At 70.3% G+C, this 18,069-nt stretch carries 17 protein-coding genes; 9 read left to right on the forward strand and 8 right to left on the reverse strand.

Annotation, left to right across the window (positions count from 1 at the left end; genetic code table 11):
* Positions 1–5 precede the first annotated feature (5 nt).
* The 6 genes from gyrB to dnaA form a co-directional block, all read right to left on the reverse strand.
* Positions 6–2,006: a DNA topoisomerase (ATP-hydrolyzing) subunit B gene (gene gyrB / locus ITX44_RS15540; protein WP_307795283.1), complete on the reverse strand. Its 2,001-nt coding sequence runs from the start codon at positions 2,004–2,006 to the stop codon at positions 6–8.
* Positions 2,007–2,455: 449 nt separating this feature from the next.
* Complete coding sequence (locus ITX44_RS15545) at positions 2,456–3,058, reverse strand: DciA family protein (protein WP_205357799.1); 603 nt, start codon at positions 3,056–3,058, stop codon at positions 2,456–2,458.
* Between the two features lie 20 nt (positions 3,059–3,078).
* Positions 3,079–4,212 carry a DNA replication/repair protein RecF gene (gene recF, locus ITX44_RS15550; RefSeq protein WP_205357800.1) on the reverse strand — a complete coding sequence of 378 codons (1,134 nt, stop codon included), beginning with the start codon at positions 4,210–4,212 and terminating at the stop codon, positions 3,079–3,081.
* Between the two features lie 104 nt (positions 4,213–4,316).
* Positions 4,317–5,198: a phosphogluconate dehydrogenase (NAD(+)-dependent, decarboxylating) gene (gene gnd / locus ITX44_RS15555; protein ID WP_205357801.1), complete on the reverse strand. Its 882-nt coding sequence runs from the start codon at positions 5,196–5,198 to the stop codon at positions 4,317–4,319.
* Between the two features lie 178 nt (positions 5,199–5,376).
* Positions 5,377–6,507, reverse strand: a complete 1,131-nt coding sequence (gene dnaN / locus ITX44_RS15560; RefSeq protein WP_205357802.1) for a DNA polymerase III subunit beta — start codon at positions 6,505–6,507, stop codon at positions 5,377–5,379.
* Positions 6,508–7,353: 846 nt separating this feature from the next.
* Entirely contained in the window at positions 7,354–9,348 is a 1,995-nt protein-coding gene (gene dnaA / locus ITX44_RS15565; RefSeq protein ID WP_205357803.1) for a chromosomal replication initiator protein DnaA, read from the reverse strand.
* 394 nt (positions 9,349–9,742) lie between these two features.
* Here dnaA and rpmH point away from each other — a divergent pair, with 394 nt between their 5' ends.
* From rpmH to ITX44_RS15610, 9 genes are all read left to right on the forward strand, one after another.
* Positions 9,743–9,880, forward strand: coding sequence for a 50S ribosomal protein L34 (rpmH, locus tag ITX44_RS15570; protein ID WP_205357804.1), 138 nt, complete (start codon positions 9,743–9,745; stop codon positions 9,878–9,880).
* A 21-nt stretch (positions 9,881–9,901) separates the two neighbouring features.
* Entirely contained in the window at positions 9,902–10,300 is a 399-nt protein-coding gene (gene rnpA, locus ITX44_RS15575) for a ribonuclease P protein component (protein WP_205357805.1), read from the forward strand.
* The gene (gene yidD / locus ITX44_RS15580; protein ID WP_205357806.1) at positions 10,297–10,614 is read left to right on the forward strand and encodes a membrane protein insertion efficiency factor YidD; all 318 of its coding nucleotides are present in this window, start codon (positions 10,297–10,299) and stop codon (positions 10,612–10,614) included. Before rnpA ends, yidD begins: the two co-directional genes overlap by 4 nt.
* A gap of 2 nt (positions 10,615–10,616) precedes the next feature.
* The gene (gene yidC, locus ITX44_RS15585) at positions 10,617–11,903 is read left to right on the forward strand and encodes a membrane protein insertase YidC (protein WP_205357807.1); all 1,287 of its coding nucleotides are present in this window, start codon (positions 10,617–10,619) and stop codon (positions 11,901–11,903) included.
* A 16-nt stretch (positions 11,904–11,919) separates the two neighbouring features.
* Positions 11,920–12,438 (forward strand): Jag family protein, encoded by a 519-nt coding sequence (locus tag ITX44_RS15590; RefSeq protein ID WP_205357808.1) that lies wholly within the window; start codon positions 11,920–11,922, stop codon positions 12,436–12,438.
* 169 nt (positions 12,439–12,607) lie between these two features.
* Positions 12,608–13,348, forward strand: a complete 741-nt coding sequence (gene rsmG, locus ITX44_RS15595) for a 16S rRNA (guanine(527)-N(7))-methyltransferase RsmG (RefSeq protein ID WP_205357809.1) — start codon at positions 12,608–12,610, stop codon at positions 13,346–13,348.
* Positions 13,349–13,600: 252 nt separating this feature from the next.
* Positions 13,601–14,737, forward strand: a complete 1,137-nt coding sequence (locus tag ITX44_RS15600) for a ParA family protein (protein WP_205357810.1) — start codon at positions 13,601–13,603, stop codon at positions 14,735–14,737.
* Positions 14,734–15,828, forward strand: coding sequence for a ParB/RepB/Spo0J family partition protein (locus ITX44_RS15605; protein WP_205357811.1), 1,095 nt, complete (start codon positions 14,734–14,736; stop codon positions 15,826–15,828). Before ITX44_RS15600 ends, ITX44_RS15605 begins: the two co-directional genes overlap by 4 nt.
* 77 nt (positions 15,829–15,905) lie before the next feature.
* Complete coding sequence (locus tag ITX44_RS15610; RefSeq protein WP_205357812.1) at positions 15,906–16,523, forward strand: GNAT family N-acetyltransferase; 618 nt, start codon at positions 15,906–15,908, stop codon at positions 16,521–16,523.
* 95 nt (positions 16,524–16,618) lie between these two features.
* Here ITX44_RS15610 and trxA read toward each other — a convergent pair whose 3' ends face one another.
* Positions 16,619–16,948 (reverse strand): thioredoxin, encoded by a 330-nt coding sequence (gene trxA, locus ITX44_RS15615; protein ID WP_205357813.1) that lies wholly within the window; start codon positions 16,946–16,948, stop codon positions 16,619–16,621.
* Positions 16,949–17,009: 61 nt separating this feature from the next.
* Complete coding sequence (trxB, locus tag ITX44_RS15620) at positions 17,010–17,975, reverse strand: thioredoxin-disulfide reductase (protein WP_205357814.1); 966 nt, start codon at positions 17,973–17,975, stop codon at positions 17,010–17,012.
* Positions 17,976–18,069 lie beyond the last annotated feature (94 nt).

The raw sequence follows: 18,069 nt of genomic DNA on the forward strand, positions 1-18,069 counted from the left end.
CCGACTCAGATGTCGAGGAAGCGGACATCCTTGGCGTTGCGCTGGATGAAGGAGCGCCGCGCCTCGACGTCCTCGCCCATCAGCACCGAGAACAGGTCGTCGGCCAACGCCGCGTCGTCCAGGGTGACCTGGCCCAGCACCCGGTGGTCCACGTCCATGGTGGTGACCCGCAGTTCCTCGGCGTTCATCTCGCCGAGACCCTTGAAGCGCTGGATGGAGTCCTCGCGGACCCGCTTGCCGTTCTGCCGGCCCAGCTCGATCAGCGCGTCGCGTTCGGCGTCGGAGTAGGCGTACTCGAAGTCGTCCCGGCCCCACTTGATCTTGTACAGCGGCGGGCGGGACAGGTACACGTGCCCGGCCTCCACCAGCGGCCGCATGAAGCGGAACAGGAAGGTCAGCAGCAGGGTGTTGATGTGCTGGCCGTCCACATCTGCGTCCGCCATGAGGATGATCTTGTGGTACCGCAGCTTGGCGATGTCGAAGTCCTCGTGCACGCCCGTGCCGAAGGCGGAGATCAGCGCCTGGATCTCCTGGTTCTGCAGGATCTTGTCGATCCTGGCCTTCTCCACGTTGAGGATCTTGCCGCGGATCGGCAGGATCGCCTGGTACTGCGGGTTGCGGCCGGACTTGGCCGAGCCGCCGGCCGAGTCGCCCTCGACGATGAAGATCTCGCACTTCGTCGGGTCGTTGGACTGGCAGTCGCTGAGCTTGCCGGGCAGTGACGCGGACTCCAGCAGCCCCTTGCGGCGGGTCAGATCGCGTGCCTTGCGGGCGGCGACGCGGGCGGTGGCCGCCTGGATCGCCTTGCGAATGATGTCGATCGCCTCGTTGGGGTTACGGTCCAGCCAGTCGTTCAGGTGCTCGTGGACCACCTTCTGCACGAAGGTCTTGGCCTCGGTGTTGCCGAGCTTGGTCTTGGTCTGGCCCTCGAACTGCGGCTCGCCCAGCTTGACCGAGATGATCGCGGTCAGGCCCTCGCGGATGTCCTCGCCGGTGAGGTTGTCGTCCTTCTCACGCAGCAGCTTCTTCTCCCGCGCGTAGCGGTTGACCAGGCCGGTCAGCGCCGCGCGGAAGCCCTCCTCGTGGGTGCCGCCCTCGTGCGTGTGGATGGTGTTGGCGAAGCTGTAGACACCCTCGCTGTACTGGGTGTTCCACTGCATGGCCACCTCGACCGACAGCAGCCGCTCGGTGTCCTCCGCCTCGATGTCGATGACGGTGGGGTGGACCAGCTCGCCCTTGCGCGAGTTGAGGTACTTCACGAAGTCGACGATGCCGCCCTCGTAGTGGTACGTGACGGCGAGCGGGTTGCCCTCCTCGTCCACGTGGTCCGGGCGCTCGTCGGTCAGCGCGATGCGCAGTCCCTTGTTGAGGAACGCCATCTCCTGGAAGCGGCGGGAGAGGGTCTCGAAGGAGTACTCCGTGGTCTCGAAGATCTCCGGGTCGGCCCAGAAGGTGACCGTGGTGCCGGTTTCCTCGATGGCTTCGTTGCGGGCCAGCGGCGCGGTGGGCACGCCCAACTTGTAGTCCTGCGTCCAGCGGTAGCCCTCGGTGCGCACCTCGACGGCGACCCGGGTGGACAGCGCGTTGACGACCGAGACGCCGACGCCGTGCAGACCGCCGGAGACCGCGTAGCCGCCGCCGCCGAACTTGCCGCCGGCGTGCAGCACGGTCAGTACGACCTCGACGGCCGGCTTGCCCTCCGAGGGGACGATGCCCACCGGGATGCCACGGCCGTTGTCCACCACGCGCACCCCGCCGTCGGCGAGGATCGTCACGTCGATGGAGTCCGCGTGGCCGGCCAGCGCCTCGTCCACCGAGTTGTCGACGACCTCGTACACGAGGTGGTGCAGGCCCCGTTCACCGGTCGAGCCGATGTACATGCCGGGACGCTTGCGGACCGCGTCGAGTCCCTCGAGGACGGTGATCGCGCTGGCGTCGTAGGACTGGTTGGAGTTCTCGTTGAGGTTGCCGGAATCGGCCACGAAGCGCCCTTTCTGGCACAGCACGACCGGCTCCCGCGAGCGGGATCGGCCGTGTCGTTCTGGGGTCTACTTGGCGTTCGACTGGGTGTCGTACGACATGTTCCGCTGGGGTACCCCTGCCAGGTGCCAGGGGAGGGCGGTGTTGCTTACCAGTCTACCGGTAGCGCCGACATGAATGGGGCTTTGGCGGTACCTGAGTTCCCATGTGCCGCCCAAAGCCGCGGTCGCGCGACTCCCTCCACACGGACCGGGGGCCAAAACGGCTCACACGGGCGTCCAGGGCTTCCGGCTGTCAACCCCCGGCTACGCTGAGCAGGGGTACGCCGACGGGCCCGCCAATGCGTACGATTCCGGCCACGGCCGGATCGCGCGGGCGGGTGGTCGCGGGCTCGCGGCGGCGCGCACGGCGGCCCGAAAGGCCGCGGGAAATCGCAGGTCACAGGGTCGGCCCGGAAACGGCCCGGGCGGGCGGCTCAGCCGTAGGTGTCACCGGGGCCGCGGCTGCCGGGAGCGCGCAGCCGGCCGTAGGACCGGGCGGGTCCGGCCGGACCGAGCACCTTGATCATCTTCACGGTGTCCGGGCCCTGCCGCTTGTTGATCTGGCGCACGAATGCGGCCGCGAGCATGCGCACCTGCGTGGCCCACGCGGTTGAGTCGCATCTCACAGTCAGCACCCGGGCCTGCTCGTCGTAGTGCTCCGGGGTGCAGTGCAGGGCGACGTCCTCGCCGACCGTGCCGGCCCAGTCGCCCATCACGCCGCCCACCGCGGCCGGCGTCTCCCAGCCGCGCTCGGTGATCAGCCGCTGGATGGCCGTGCCCAGCGGCAGCGGGTCCCGGCCGTCGGCCCGCGCGCCGCTGCGCAGGCCGCCGCGCCGGGCCTGCTTCTTCTGCACGGCGGCGGCCCCGCGGGCGCGCGCCTGCTCACGGGCGGCGCGCAGCGCGACGCGGGCCAGGTCCACACCGGTCGGAGCGGTCTGCGGAAGGGAGGGGGCCGAAGTCGGGGTCGGGGCCGGGGTCGGCGGGAGGTGCCGCCCGGCGTCCGGCAGGGGGCCCTGCGGGTTCACCGGCCTGTTCATGGGCGTGTTCATGGGCTCGTTCACAGCCGCTCCACCGCTCCGTTCTCCACCGAGAACCGTGCCCCCGCCAGCACGCCCGGCACGTCGTCGTCCACCGCGGCCGTGACGAGCACCTGCTCGCCGGGGGCCACCAGTTCCGCCAGCCGTTCCCGCCGCCGCTGGTCCAGTTCCGCGAACACGTCGTCCAGGACGAGCACCGGCTCGCCGCCGTCCGCGCACAGCAGCTCGTACGAGGCCAGCCGCAGCGCCAGCGCGTACGACCACGACTCGCCATGGCTGGCATAGCCCTTCGCGGGCGCCGGGCCGAGCTTCAGCACGAGGTCGTCCCGGTGCGGGCCGGCCAGCGTCACGCCCCGCTCGATCTCCTGGCGCCGGACCTCGCCGAGCGCCTGGAGCATCCGCTCGTACAGCTCCTCCCGGCCGAGGACCGCGGGCGGCTCCTGCTCGCCCAGGGACCAGCGGTAGTCCAGCGTCACCGGGCCGCCGCCGGGGGCGAGCTGTTCGTACGCCTTGTCGGTCAGCGGCTGGAGCGCCGCGACCAGTTCCAGCCGGTGCGCCAGCAGCTCCGCCCCGGCCCGGGCCAAGTGCTGGTCCCAGATGTCCAGGGTGGACAGGTCGGCGCCCTTGCCGCCGTGCCGGCGGGCCAGCACCGCGGTCTTCAGCAGGGTGTTGCGCTGCTTGAGCACCCGGTCGTAGTCCGCGCGGACCCCGGCCAGCCGCGGCGCGCGGGCGGTGATCAGCTCGTCCAGGAACCGCCGCCGCTCGCTCGGGTCGCCCTTGACCAGGGCCAGGTCCTCGGGGGCGAACAGCACGCTGCGCACGATGCCCAGCACGTCGCGCGGCCGGACCCGGTCCGAGCGGTTGATCCGGGCCCGGTTGGCCTTGCCCGGGTTGATCTCCAGCTCCACGAGCTGCTGCCGGTCGCCCTGCACCACCTGGGCCCGGACCACCGCGCGCTCGGCCCCGATGCGCACCAGCGGGGCGTCCGCGGCCACCCGGTGGCTGCCGAGCGAGGCCAGGTAGCCGACCGCCTCCACGAGGTTGGTCTTGCCCTGGCCGTTGGGGCCCACGAAGGCCGTGACGCCCGGGTCGAGGCGGACCTCGGCCCGGGCGTAGGAACGGAAGTCGGCGAGCGAAAGGTGCGTGACGTGCATCGCGTGTGCTGTGGCGCGTCCGGCGCGCCGGCCTCCCTGCCTTAGCTCGTGGCCTCAGTGCCTGCCGGCCGGCCTCCTGCTGTCCGGCCGCGGCCGGCCGGCGGTCACTCCGCGGCCGTCACCGCGTGACCGCCGAACTCGTTGCGCAGCGCGGCGATCATCTTCATCTGCGGCGAGTCGTCCTGGCGGGAGGCGAAGCGGGCGAAGAGCGACGCGGTGATCGCGGGCAGCGGCACCGCGTTGTCGATCGCGGCCTCCACCGTCCACCGGCCCTCGCCGGAGTCCTGGGCGAAGCCCCGCAGGCCGTTCAGGTGCTCGTCCTTGTCCAGTGCGTCCACCGCGAGGTCCAGCAGCCAGGAACGGATCACGGTGCCGGCCTTCCAGGACCGGAAGACCTCGCGGACGTCGGTGACCGAGTCCACCGCCTCCAGCAGCTCCCAGCCCTCGGCGTACGCCTGCATCATCGCGTACTCGATGCCGTTGTGCACCATCTTCGCGAAGTGGCCCGCGCCGACCTTGCCCGCGTGCACCGCGCCGAAGTCGCCCTCGGGCTTGAGCGCGTCGAAGAACGGCTGCGCCTTGGCGACGTCCTCGACGGTGCCGCCGTACATCAGCGCGTAGCCGTTGGCCAGGCCCCACACGCCGCCGGAGACACCGCAGTCCACGAAGCCGATGCCTTTGGCGCCGAGCTGCTCGGCATGCTTCTCGTCGTCCGTCCAGCGGGAGTTGCCGCCGTCGATGACCAGGTCGCCGGGGGAGAGCAGCTCGCCCAGCTCGTCGATGGTCGACTGGGTGGCGGCGCCGGCCGGAACCATCACCCATACCACCCGGGGGCCCTGCAGCCCGTCCACAAGCTCCTTCAGGCTGTGGACATCGGCGACGTCGGGGTTCCTGTCGTACCCGATGACGGTGTGGCCGGCGCGGCGGATGCGCTCGCGCATGTTGCCGCCCATCTTGCCGAGACCGATGAGACCGAGCTGTGCCATCACTGACCCTTCGTCCGAAACGCGTGCATCGTCCGGGCCGTTCGCCGGCCTGTTCGACGCGTGCGAGATCTGCTCCCTGACCTGAGGACGAGCCTACGTCCGCGGGTCGCCGGCCGTCCGACCGGACGCCCCGGTCGCGGCATGGCGCACGTCACTCGGCGCCGGGGGGCGGTACGGGTCAGCCGGACAGGCGCACCGGCATGATCAGGTACTTGTACGCCTCGTCCGCCTCGGCGTCGACCGCCGGGCGGCCGCTGAGCAGCGCGGGCTTGGTCGAGGTGGTGAAGGAGAGCTGGGCCACCGGGGAGTCGATGGCGCTCAGGCCGTCCAGCAGGAAGGTCGGGTTGAAGGCGATCGAAATGTCGTCGCCCTCCAGCTTGGCGTCGACCCTTTCCACAGCCTGTGCGTCGTCGCTGGAGCCGGCCTCCAGGGTGAGCACGCCCTGCTCGAAGCTCAGCCGCACCGGGGTGTTGCGCTCGGCGACCAGGGCGACGCGCTTGACCGCCTCGACGAACGGCGGGGTCTCGATCACCGCCACCGAGGCGAACTCGGTGGGGAACAGAGTGCGGTACTTGGGCAGGTCGCCCTCGAGCAGCCGGGTGGTGGTCCGGCGGCCGGCGCCCTCGAAGCCGATCAGGCCCTCGCCGGCGCCCGATCCGGCCAGCGCGATGGCCACGGTGTCCCCGCTGGTCAGCGACTTGGCGGTGTCCAGCAGCGTCTTGGCGGGCACCAGGGCGACGGCGGAGATGTCGGCCTGCTCGGGCTTCCACAGGAACTCGCGGACCGCGAACCGGTACCGGTCGGTGGCGGCCAGGGTGACGGTGTCGCCCTCGATCTCGATCCGGACGCCGGTGAGCACCGGCAGCGTGTCGTCGCGGCCGGCGGCGATGGCGACCTGGGCGGCAGCGGCGGCGAAGACGTCACCGGGCACGGTGCCCGAGGCGGTGGGCATGGCGGGCAGCGCCGGGTACTCCTCCACAGGCAGTGTGTGGAGCGTGAACCGCGAGCTGCCGCAGACGACGGTGACGCGTACGCCGTCGCTGGAGATCTCCACCGGGCGGTTCGGCAGCGCCCGGGAGATGTCGGCGAGCAGGCGGCCGGAGACCAGGACGGTGCCCTCGTCCTCCACCTCGGCGTCCACGGCGACGCGGGCCGAGACCTCGTAGTCGAAGCCGGACAGGCTCAGCCGGCCGTCCTCGGCGCGCAGCAGGAGCCCGGCCAGGACGGGCACCGGGGGACGGGCCGGGAGACTGCGTGCCGCCCATGCCACCGCCTCGGCGAGTACGTCGCGCTCCACCCGGATCTTCACCGGAACCGCCTCCTGCTTGTTGCCGACTGTCGGGGACCAGTCTGACGCACGCCACTGACACCTGGTGCTGCTTGGCGTCAAGTCGGGACACAGGGGCCGGGGCGGCTCCGGGGCGAGTTGTGCACAGCCCCCGCTTTGAACCGATCTCCCCGCTAACTAACTGTGGCAGTAGTAGTAGGGGGTGTGGATACCGTGGATAAGTGGTCTCCGCGCAGGTCAGGCCCCATTTTTTATCCACCGCGCCTGTGGAGGACGCCTGTGGACGAACAGGGCCGGCTGTGGACAACCGAAAGTTGTGCACACCCCATGCACAGGGGACGTGGGTTTCTCCCCAGGTTCGTCCCCAGGAATACCCAGGTTCTCCCCAGCCCAACCCACGCATGTGGTGTGACGCCTTTCACTCTTCCGAGGGACAGAGCGCATTTCGTTGCCGAACAGTGGACAAAGGTGTGGAGAAAACGGCTTCTCCTGTGCACAACCCGGCCCAGCCTGTGGGCGAGCGGTGGACAACCGGAAGTGGACCCCTTTTGGTGTCTTTTCCGTCCACAGTCTGTGGATCATGGTTGCCCACATATCCACAGCCCGCTGAGCTGGGTGGACTCCTCGCGGCCGACCCCTCCTGTGGAGAGCGCGGGGACAACCCGGTTCTCCCCAGGGTGTGGAAACGCCCCGCCCGGTGAACCTGTGGAGAAACGTGCCGCGCCGACCCTGATTCGAACAGGGCCGGCGGGCACGAAAAGGCCCCGCGGGCCGTGGAGGCAGCGCGGGGCCGGTGGAAAACGGGGTCGGCGAAGGGCCGGGGACGAGCTGGGGACGGCCTGAGAGGGCTTTCCGGAGGCCGGGGGCTCAGCTCTTGATGCGGTTGGTCAGCTCGGTCACCTGGTTGTAGATGGACCGCCGCTCGGCCATCAGCGAGCGGATCTTGCGGTCGGCGTGCATCACCGTGGTGTGGTCCCGGCCGCCGAACAGGGCGCCGATCTTGGGCAGCGACAGGTCGGTGAGCTCGCGGCACAGGTACATGGCGATCTGCCGGGCGGTGACCAGCACGCGGCTGCGCGAGGAGCCGGACAGGTCGTCCACGTTGAGCCCGAAGTACGCGGCGGTCTCCGCCATGATCGCGCTGCCGCTGATCTCCGGCACCGAGTCCTCGCCGCCCGGGATCAGGTCCTTGAGGACGATCTCGGTGAGCTGGAGGTCCACCGGCTGCCGGTTGAGGCTGGCGAAGGCGGTCACCCGGATCAGCGCGCCCTCCAGCTCCCGGATGTTGCGGGAGATTCGGGAGGCGATGAACTCCAGCACCTCCGGCGGCGCGTTCAGCTGCTCCTGCACCGCCTTCTTGCGCAGGATCGCGATCCGGGTCTCCAGCTCCGGCGGCTGGACGTCGGTGATCAGACCCCACTCGAAGCGGTTGCGCAGCCGGTCCTCCAGGGTGACCAGCTGCTTGGGCGGCCGGTCCGAGGACAGCACGATCTGCTTGTTCGCGTTGTGCAGGGTGTTGAAGGTGTGGAAGAACTCCTCCTGCGTCGACTCCTTCTGCGCCAGGAACTGGATGTCGTCGACCAGCAGGATGTCCATGTCCCGGTACCGCTTGCGGAACGCGTCCGCCTTGCCGTCCCGGATGGAGTTGATGAACTCGTTGGTGAACTCCTCCGAGCTCACGTAGCGCACCCGGGTGCCCGGATACAGGCTGCGGGCGTAGTGCCCGATGGCGTGCAGCAGGTGCGTCTTGCCCAGGCCCGACTCGCCGTAGATGAACAGCGGGTTGTACGCCTTGGCCGGCGCCTCGGCGACCGCCACCGCCGCGGCGTGCGCGAAGCGGTTGGAGGCGCCGATCACGAAGGTGTCGAAGAGGTACTTCGGATTCAGCCGGGCGGTCGGCTCGACGCTGCCGCCACTGCCACCGGACCCGGAGCCCGTACCGCCGCCCCCGGCTCCCCTGCCGCCCGGGCCCGGCCCGCCGACCCCGGAGCCCGCGCCGCCGCCGGCCCCCGGCAGGTTCGGCAGCGCGGCGGGGCCGGTGAGCGGCCGCTCGTCGCCCGGCTCCTGGCGGCCCGGCCCACCGCCGTGCGGCGGCCAGCCGCCGGACGGGGACGCGTACCCCTGCGGGCCGGACTGGCCCTGACGCGGCAGTGCCGGATAGCCGGACGGGTAGTCGTACGACTCACGCGGCGGCTCGTAGGACTCGCGCGGGCTGTCGTACCCGTCACGGCCGCCGTCACGGGGTGGCGCGTAGTCGTCGCGGGGCGCACGCGGGTCGCGGTCGCGGGGGCCGCCCTCGTAGCCGTCGCGGGAGTCGCGCGGGGCGTCGTAGGAGTCGTACGACGAAACGTCCCCGAAACCGGGCGTGCCCCAGCCGCCGAGCCGGGGCTGCTGCCAGTCCGGGCGGTCGGAACGGTCGGAGCGGTCCTGGAAGTCAGGGCGGTCGGGCCGGTCCTGGAAATCGGACCGCTCGGCCCACGCCGGGCGCACCCGGGGGCCGTCGGGAAGGTCGTACGTCTCCTGCTGCGGGATCGCCGGCGGCTCGGCCGGCCGGGGGCGCTCCGGGGCGGCGGCCGGCGCCTGCTCCTGGTCGCCGCCGGAGGCCACCGCGATCGCGATCCCGACCGCGTGGCCGAACTCACGGCTGAGCACATCGGTGATCAGCGGCAGCAGCCGGCCCTCGAGGACGCTCTTGGCGAACTCGTTGGGCGCCGAGAGGACCGCGGTGCCCGCGACCAGGGCCAGCGGCTGAGTGCGCTGGAGCCACTCGGCATCCTTGGGCTTGAGGTCCTCGCCCTCCACCAGCAGTTTCTGGAGGACACGCGGCCACACTGCGGCGAGATCGGCAGTTACGTCGGCCACAGTGCACGCTCTCTCGGTCGCTGGATGGTGCTGAGAACTCCCGCGAAAGTGTGGTCCTGCTGTGCGGCGGGAAGAGTACGAGGTTCTGCGCCGGGCGCGGTGCAGAGGTCCGGCCACGGTAATCACGGCGGCCTGCGCGGTTCAAGTCGTTGTCCACAGGGTGTGTACAAATGGCGGGCGGGCGCGGGCGGGTTTGACCGGATGGCCCAGCCGCACGTACCGTATCGAGGTCGAGTTGTCGATGGCTGCTGCCTGCCTACTGATGGGCGAGGGATCGTCCGGGTCTCCCGGGTGATCGTCAAAGCGGTACTCCGGCTGGTCCGCGAGCTTCTCGTGGGCGCACGGTGACAGCCAGGCGACGCCCCGCCGGACCCAACGACCCTGGAGCCCCCGAGTGAGCAAGCGCACCTTCCAGCCGAACAACCGCCGTCGTGCCAAGACCCACGGCTTCCGTCTGCGGATGCGGACCCGCGCCGGCCGCGCCATCGTCACGGCCCGCCGCAGCAAGGGTCGCGCCCGCCTGTCCGCCTGATCCACGACAGGTCGCTTTGCCGTGCTGCCCACCGACCATCGGCTGCGGCGGCGGCAGGACTTCGCAGAAGCGGTTCGCCGCGGACGCCGGGCAGGTCGGCCGCTGCTGGTCGTCCACCTGCGCCGTGACGCCTCTGACCCGCACGCACCCGGGGGGAATGCCCCCCCGGCGCGTGCGGGTTTCGTCGTGAGCAAGGCCGTCGGCAATGCGGTCCAGCGCAACCTGGTCAAGAGGCGACTGCGTCATCTCGTGAGGGAGCGTCTGTCACTGCTGCCCCCCGGTAGCCTTGTGGTAGTACGCGCGCTGCCGGGAGCCGGCAGTGCGGACCAGGAACAGCTTGCCCTCGACCTGGATGCCGCGCTGAAGCGGCTGCTGGGTCGTGACACCCATGGCGACGCCGAGGGGAGGGTGGCTCGATGAAGTATCCGTTGCTGGCACTGATCAAGCTCTACCAGTGGACGATCAGCCCACTGCTGGGGCCGGTCTGCCGCTATTACCCCTCGTGCTCGCACTATGGCTACACCGCCATTGACCGGCACGGCGCGATCAAGGGCAGTGCCCTGACCGTGTGGCGCATTCTGCGGTGCAATCCGTGGTCGCCCGGCGGCGTGGACCATGTCCCGCCGCGCAAGCGACCGCGCTGGCACGAAAGGCTGCGCCGCTACCTGCGGGGCGGCTCCGACGGGCCCGTCACGCCCGAGCCCACCGGACCCTCTCACGCCCAAGGAGCCTGACCGTGGGGATTCTCAACCCCCTGTATGACGCCGTCTCGTGGATCATCGTCCAGTTCCACTCGTTCTACGGCCTGATCTTCGACAAGGACAGCGGCTGGGCCTGGGGTCTGTCGATCGTCTCGCTGGTGGTGCTGATCCGGATCTGCCTGATCCCGCTGTTCGTGAAGCAGATCAAGTCGACCCGGAACATGCAGGCGCTCCAGCCGAAGATGAAGGCGATCCAGGAGCGCTACAAGAACGACCGGCAGCGCCAGTCCGAAGAGATGATGAAGCTGTACCGGGAGACGGGCACCAACCCGCTCTCCTCGTGCCTGCCGATCATCGCGCAGTCGCCGTTCTTCTTCGCCCTGTACCACGTGCTGAGCAACATCTCCAAGGGCAAGCCGGTCGGCGTCATCCACCAGAACCTGGTGACCAGCGCCCAGGACGCGCACATCTTCGGTGCTCCCCTGGCGTCGAAGTTCACCGACAGCGCCGCCCACGCGGTCTCGCTCGGCTCGACGGTGACCAACGTGCGGGTCGTCACGATCCTCATGATCATCCTGATGTCGGCGTCGCAGTTCTACACCCAGCGCCAGCTGATGACGAAGAACGTGGACATGACGGTGAAGACGCCGTTCATGCAGCAGCAGAAGATGCTGATGTACGTCTTCCCGCTGATCTTCGCGGTGCTCGGCATCAACTTCCCGGTCGGTGTCCTCATCTACTGGCTGACCACCAACGTGTGGACCATGGGCCAGCAGATGTTCGTGATCCGGCGCAACCCCACCCCGGGCAGCCTGGCCTTCCAGCAGCGCCAGGAGCGGCTGCGGGCCAAGGGCAAGCTGGTGGAGGCGCCGGAGGAGGTCAAGGCCAAGGAGGCGGTCGAGGCCGCCCGCGCGAACCGTACCCAGCCCAAGCGGCAGACCAAGGCCCAGCGGTCGGGCTCGGGCAGCGGGGCCGCCGCGGGCACGACCCACACCGGCGGTGCGCCGCGAGCCGGCGCCCAGAAGTCGGCCGAGGGCGATGCTCACGAGGGCAGTGCGCACGAGGGCAGTGCGCACGAGGGCGGGGCCCACGAGGGCAGTGCACACGAGGGCCCGCAGGACGGCACGTCCAAGGCGAACGGCACCGGCACCCCGAAGGCGAACGGCGCTCCGCGCGCGGGCCAGGCCCGCAAGCCCGGGGCCCCGCGGGCGGGCGGTGCCAAGCAGCGGGGCGGCGCCGCGTCGACGTCGGCCGGCAAGCAGTCCGGCACGGACGGCAAGGGCGCCAAGGGCAAGCCCACCAACTTGTCGAAGAAGAAGTGAGAGGGAGATACCGGGCGTGAGCGACGTCAACACCAGCACGGCCGCCGACGGCGGCTCGGCCGCGACCCTGACCCGCCTGGAGCAGGAGGGTGAGATCGCCGCCGACTACCTGGAGGGGCTGCTGGACATCGCCGACCTCGACGGCGACATCGACATGGACGTCGAGGGCGAGCGCGCGTCGGTGTCGATCATCGGTGACACGGCCAGCCGCGATCTGAACAAGCTGGTCGGGCGGGACGGCGAGGTGCTGGAGGCGCTCCAGGAGCTGACCCGGCTGGCGGTGCACCGGGAGACCGGCGAGCGCAGCCGGCTGATGCTGGACATCGCCGGGTTCCGGGCCCGCAAGCGGGCCGAGCTGACCAAGCTGGGCACCGACGCGGCGGCCGAGGCCAAGGAGACCGGAGAGCCGGTGAAGCTGGACCCGATGACGCCGTTCGAGCGGAAGGTCGTGCACGACGCGGTGGCGGCGGCCGGGCTGCGCAGCGAGTCCGAGGGCGAGGAGCCGCACCGCCGGGTGGTCGTCCTCCCGGCCTGACCGCAGCTCCGGTTCGGCCCCGTCCGACATCTGCCGTCCGTCCAGCCGGCCCCGTCTGTTCGCAGACGGGGCCGCGGCTTGTCAGTCCGGCGCTGTGTAGTAAGCCTGAACGTGTACGCCCGGTGGACCCCCGCGGGCTGACCCAGGACTCCAGGAAAGGACCGCCCTCGTGACCGAGGCAGCAGCCGAGCTCCCCGCGCCGCCGGAGCAGGCCAGGACCGTCTTCGGTGACCGGTTCGCCGACGCCCTGCGCTACGCCGAGCTGCTCGCGGACGTCGGCGTCGGGCGTGGGCTGATCGGGCCCCGGGAGGTGCCGCGGCTGTGGGAGCGGCACCTGCTGAACTGCGCGGTGCTGTCCGAGGTGATCGACGACGACCTGTCGGTGTGCGACGTCGGCTCGGGGGCCGGGCTGCCCGGCATTCCGCTCGCGCTGACCCGGCCGGACCTGGAGATCACCCTGCTGGAGCCGCTGCTGCGCCGGACCACCTTCCTCGAGGAGGTGGTCAAGCTGCTGGGCCTGTCCAATGTCACGGTGGTCCGCGGCCGCGCCGAGGAGATGGTGGGCAAGCTGCCGCCGGTCGACCTGGTGACCGCGCGGGCGGTGGCGCCGCTGGAGCGGCTGGCCGGGTGGGGGCTGCCCCTGCTGCGGCCGCACGGTGAGATGGCCGTCCTCAAGGGCGACACCGCCGAGGAGGAGCTGAAGGGCGCCAGGGCGGCCCTGCACCGGCTCGGAGCGGTGGACGCCACGATCGTCCACGTCGGCGAGGGCATCGTGGACCCGCTGTCCACCGTGGTGCGGGTGCTGGTGGGCGAGAGCCCGGGCGGGGTACGGGCGGCCACCCGGCGGGCGAAGGCGGCCCGGGCCAGCCGTACGCCGCGGGGCGCTGCGGGCGGGCGCAAGCGCCGCTGAGCGCGTTCGGCCAAATACACCATACAAACGACCAAGCCGACATAAAGCCGGAGTGTCTCCGGACAAAGACGCGCGACGCTCGCCATCGTGTTCCACGTGAAACGTCGCTCTCTGCTCCCCGGCGTGCTCAGCCGCGGCCGTGCCGCAGCCGAAGCGCGCGCGAATCGGCCCCCCAGAACGACCCCGACAGGGGATGGATCCCGGGATTTGTCCACAGGCAGCCGGGGCTCGCTGGTTCAGCACCCCTCAGGCATGGCAGGCTCTTCTCATCGCGAGCCTGACGTCGAGGAGTGTGAGTCCTTGCGGTCCGACGCCAATATCGCGGGGCCGATGGCCGATCCGGTCCCCGGTCCCCGCTCTGCTGAAACAGCCGGTGGACCCATGTCCGGTCCCCCGGGGTTCGGAGGCGATGTTTCACGTGAAACATTGCCTCCCATGGATGACACCCCCATCGGTCGCGCTGCCCAGTTGGCCGTCGAAGCACTGGGCCGGGCCGGTGAGGGCCTGCCCCGACCACCGCAGACCCGGGTGATGGTCGTCGCCAACCAGAAGGGTGGGGTCGGCAAGACCACGACCACGGTGAACCTGGCGGCCTCGCTGGCCCTGCACGGTGGCCGGGTGCTGGTGATCGACCTCGACCCGCAGGGCAACGCCTCCACGGCGCTGGGCATCGACCACCATTCCGAAGTCCCGTCCATCTACGACGTGTTGGTGGAGAGCAAGCCGCTGTCGGACGTCGTGCAGCCGGTGGCCGATGTGGAGGGGTTGTTCTGCGCCCCCGCCACGATCGACCTGGCCGGCGCCGAGATCGAACTCGTCTCCCTGGTGGCCCGCGAGAGCCGGCTGCAGAAGGCGATCGAGTCCTACGAGCAGCCGCTGGACTACATCCTGATCGACTGCCCGCCCTCCCTGGGCCTGCTCACCGTCAACGCCCTGGTGGCCGGTGCCGAGGTGGTCATCCCGATCCAGTGCGAGTACTACGCGCTGGAGGGCCTGGGGCAGTTGCTGAAGAACGTGGACCTGGTCCGCGCCCACCTCAACCCGAAGCTGCATGTCTCCACGATCCTGCTGACCATGTACGACGCCCGCACCCGACTGGCGTCCCAGGTCGCGGAGGAGGTGCGCGCCCACTTCGGCAAGGAGGTGCTGCGCACCAGCATCCCGCGGTCGGTCCGTATCTCCGAGGCGCCCAGTTACGGCCAGACCGTCCTGACCTACGACCCCGGATCCACCGGCGCACTGTCGTATCTGGAAGCCGCCCGGGAGATGGCCCTACGGGGGCTGTCCGGCGGCAACAGCGCCGCCGAGTACGGCTCCGAGGGTGACTACGGCCCGCAGGGCCAGCACACCGAGCACAACCCGCACAGCATGTCGGAGGGGATCCAGTGAGTGATCGACGCAGAGGGCTCGGCCGTGGTCTCGGCGCGCTGATCCCTGCCGCGCCGCAGACGACCAGTACGCCGCAGGGGACCGCCCCGGTCCTGACGCCCGACCGGGGCGTCGCGGCGGCCAAGGTCGCCGGCCTGGTGGAGCGCAGGGCGTCCGAGAGCGCGCCGCCGGCGGCGGACATCCCTGTTTCACGTGAAACCGAACCGGAGCTGCCGGCGCCCCGGGTCCCGGTCAGCGGTGCCTACTTCGCGGAGCTGGAGCTCGGCGTCATCACTCCGAACCCACGCCAGCCGCGGGAGGTCTTCGACGAGGACGCCCTCAACGAGCTGATCATCTCCATCAAGGAGGTGGGTCTGCTCCAGCCGGTCGTGGTCCGGCAGATCGGTCCGGAGCGCTACGAGCTGATCATGGGCGAGCGGCGCTGGCGGGCCTGCAAGGAGGCCGGCCTGGAGCGGATTCCCGCGATCGTCCGTGACACCGACGACGAGAAGCTGCTCCTGGACGCCCTCCTGGAGAACCTGCACCGGGCCCAGCTCAACCCGCTGGAAGAGGCGGCGGCCTACGACCAGTTGCTGCGGGACTTCGCCTGCACCCACGAGCAGCTCGCCGACCGGATCGGCCGCTCCCGCTCACAGGTGTCCAACACGCTGCGGCTGCTGAAGCTGTCCGCCCCCGTGCAGCGGCGGGTGGCCGCCGGGGTCATCTCCTTCGGGCACGCCCGGGCGCTGCTCTCCCTGGAGGACCCGGAGGAGCAGGACAAGCTGGCGCTGCGGATCGTGGCCGAGGGGCTGTCGGTGCGCGCGGTCGAGGAGATCGTGACGCTGATGAACAGCGAGCCCAAGGCCGCCCGGAAGACCGCGGGCCCCCGGGCCGGCCGCCGGGTGTCTCCGGCACTGACCCACCTGGCCTCGCGGCTGTCCGACCGGTTCGACACCCGGGTGAAGGTGGACCTCGGTCAAAAGCGGGGAAAGATCGTTGTGGAGTTCGCCTCGATAGAGGATCTGGAGCGCATCCTGGGGGCGATGGCTCCCGGCGAGGGGAAGGTCCTGGAGACCAGCCTCGACGAGGAGCCGGAGGACGAGACGCAGTGATGTGACGGCACCCCGGCGGCTTCCGCCGGGGTGCTCTGGGGGCAGTCCGCTCACGGCAGAAATGGGGTCCAGGCCACATGGGACGTCGGCTCGTACCGCTCACCCTGGACAACCTCCCGGACATCCCCAAGCCCTGTCGCCGCTGCGTGTTCTGGGAACTGGATCCGGTCAGCGGTGAGGCCGCCGTGCAGGCAGGCAAGCCCGAAGTGGAGAAGGAGGCGTGGATCTCCGCGGTCCTCCTGGAATGGGGCTCCTGCGGCCGGGTGGCCTACGTCGACGAGGTCCCGGCCGGCTTCGTGCTCTACGCGCCGGCCGCCTACGTGCCGCGCTCCACGGCCTTCCCCACCAGCCCCGTCTCGGCCGACGCGGTACAGCTCATGACGGCCCGCATCCTGCCCGGCTACCAGGGCCAGGGACTGGGCCGGGTGCTGGTGCAGACGGTCGCCAAGGACCTGGTGCGGCGGGGCTTCAAGGCGATCGAGGCGTTCGGGGACGCCGCCTGGGACACCCCGGCCTGTGTCCTGCCCGCCGACCACCTGACGGCCGTCGGCTTCAAGACGGTCCGCCCGCACCCCCGCTATCCCCGGCTGCGGCTGGAACTGCGCTCGACGATCTCCTGGCGGGAGGACGTCGAGATGGCGCTCGACCGCCTGCTGGGGGCGGTGCAGAAAGAACCGGCCCTGCGACCGCTGTAGCGGCAGCGCGAGGGCGGACGCGGCCCTGAGGGGGCCCGGAAACGCGACGGCGGGCGGTGTTCCACGTGGAACACCGCCCGCCGTTTGTTGCCCGCTCAGCCGATGAAGTCGGCGAGGTCGCGCTCCAGCGCGGCCTTCGGCTTGGCACCGACGATGGTCTTGGCGACCTCGCCGCCCTTGTAGACGTTGAGCGTCGGGATGGACATGACGCCGTACTTGGCGGCGGTCACCGGGTTCTCGTCAATGTTCAGCTTGACGATGGTGATCTCCTCCGGGTGCTGGGCGGCGATCGCCTCCAGGGAGGGGGCGATCATGCGGCACGGGCCGCACCACTCCGCCCAGAAGTCCACCAGCACGGGCTTGTCGCTGGCGAGGACCTCCTCGGCAAAGGTGTCGTCGGTCACGTGCTTGATGTTGCCGGCCACGGTTCTCCTCAATTCTTCGAGTGAGTTGTTCGGATGGGTGCGGGCGGAGCGGGGATGCCGGTCAGACCGCGGCGACCGTCTCGGCCTTCTCGGCGTCGGCGAGGGCCGCGAGGTACTTCTCGGCGTCCAGGGCGGCGGAGCAGCCGGTGCCGGCTGCGGTGATCGCCTGGCGGTAGGTGTGGTCCACGACGTCTCCGGCGGCGAAGACGCCGGGGATGTTGGTCCGGGTGGTGGGCGACTGGACCACGAGGTAACCCTCGGCGTCCAGGTCGAGCACGCCCTTGAACAGCTCGGTCCGCGGGTCGTGACCGATGGCGATGAACAGGCCGCTGACGGGCAGTTCGGAGGTCTCGCCGGTCTTGACGTTCCGCAGGGTCAGTCCGGACAGCTTGCCGTCGCCCTTGATCTCGGCGACCTCGCTGTCCCAGACGAAGGAGATCTTCGGGTTGGCGAACGCGCGCTCCTGCATCGCCTTGGACGCACGCAGGCTGTCCCGGCGGTGCACGATCTGCACCGACCTGGCGAACCGGGAAAGGAAGGTGGCCTCCTCCATCGCGGTGTCGCCACCGCCGATGACGGCGATGTCCTGCTCCTTGAAGAAGAAGCCGTCACAGGTGGCACACCAGGAGACACCGCGCCCGGAGAGCATGTCCTCCTTGGGGAGGTTCAGCTTGCGGTGCTGCGAGCCGGTGGTCACGATCACGGCCTTGGCGCGGTGCACGGTCCCGGCGGAGTCCGTGACGGACTTGATGTCCCCGGTGAGGTCCACCGCGATCACGTCGTCGGCGACCAGCTCGGCGCCGAAACGCTCGGCCTGGGCACGCATGTTGTCCATCAGGTCCGGGCCCATGATGCCCTCACGGAAACCCGGGAAGTTCTCCACATCGGTGGTGTTCATCAGCGCACCGCCGGCGGTCACCGAACCCTCGAAGACCAAGGGCTTGAGAGAGGCACGTGCGGTGTAGAGAGCCGCGGTGTATCCCGCGGGCCCCGAGCCGATGATGATCACGTTACGGACGTCACTCACGCCTGTTTCCTCGTCTCTGCGAACTCTGCGGGGGCCCTGGCTGGACTCTCGTCCTGCCTAACGGATCCTACGGGGCGGGCATTCCCCCGGCGCT

Source organism: Actinacidiphila acididurans (assembly GCF_016918855.1).
In the GTDB taxonomy this organism is placed as follows: domain Bacteria; phylum Actinomycetota; class Actinomycetes; order Streptomycetales; family Streptomycetaceae; genus Actinacidiphila; species Actinacidiphila acididurans.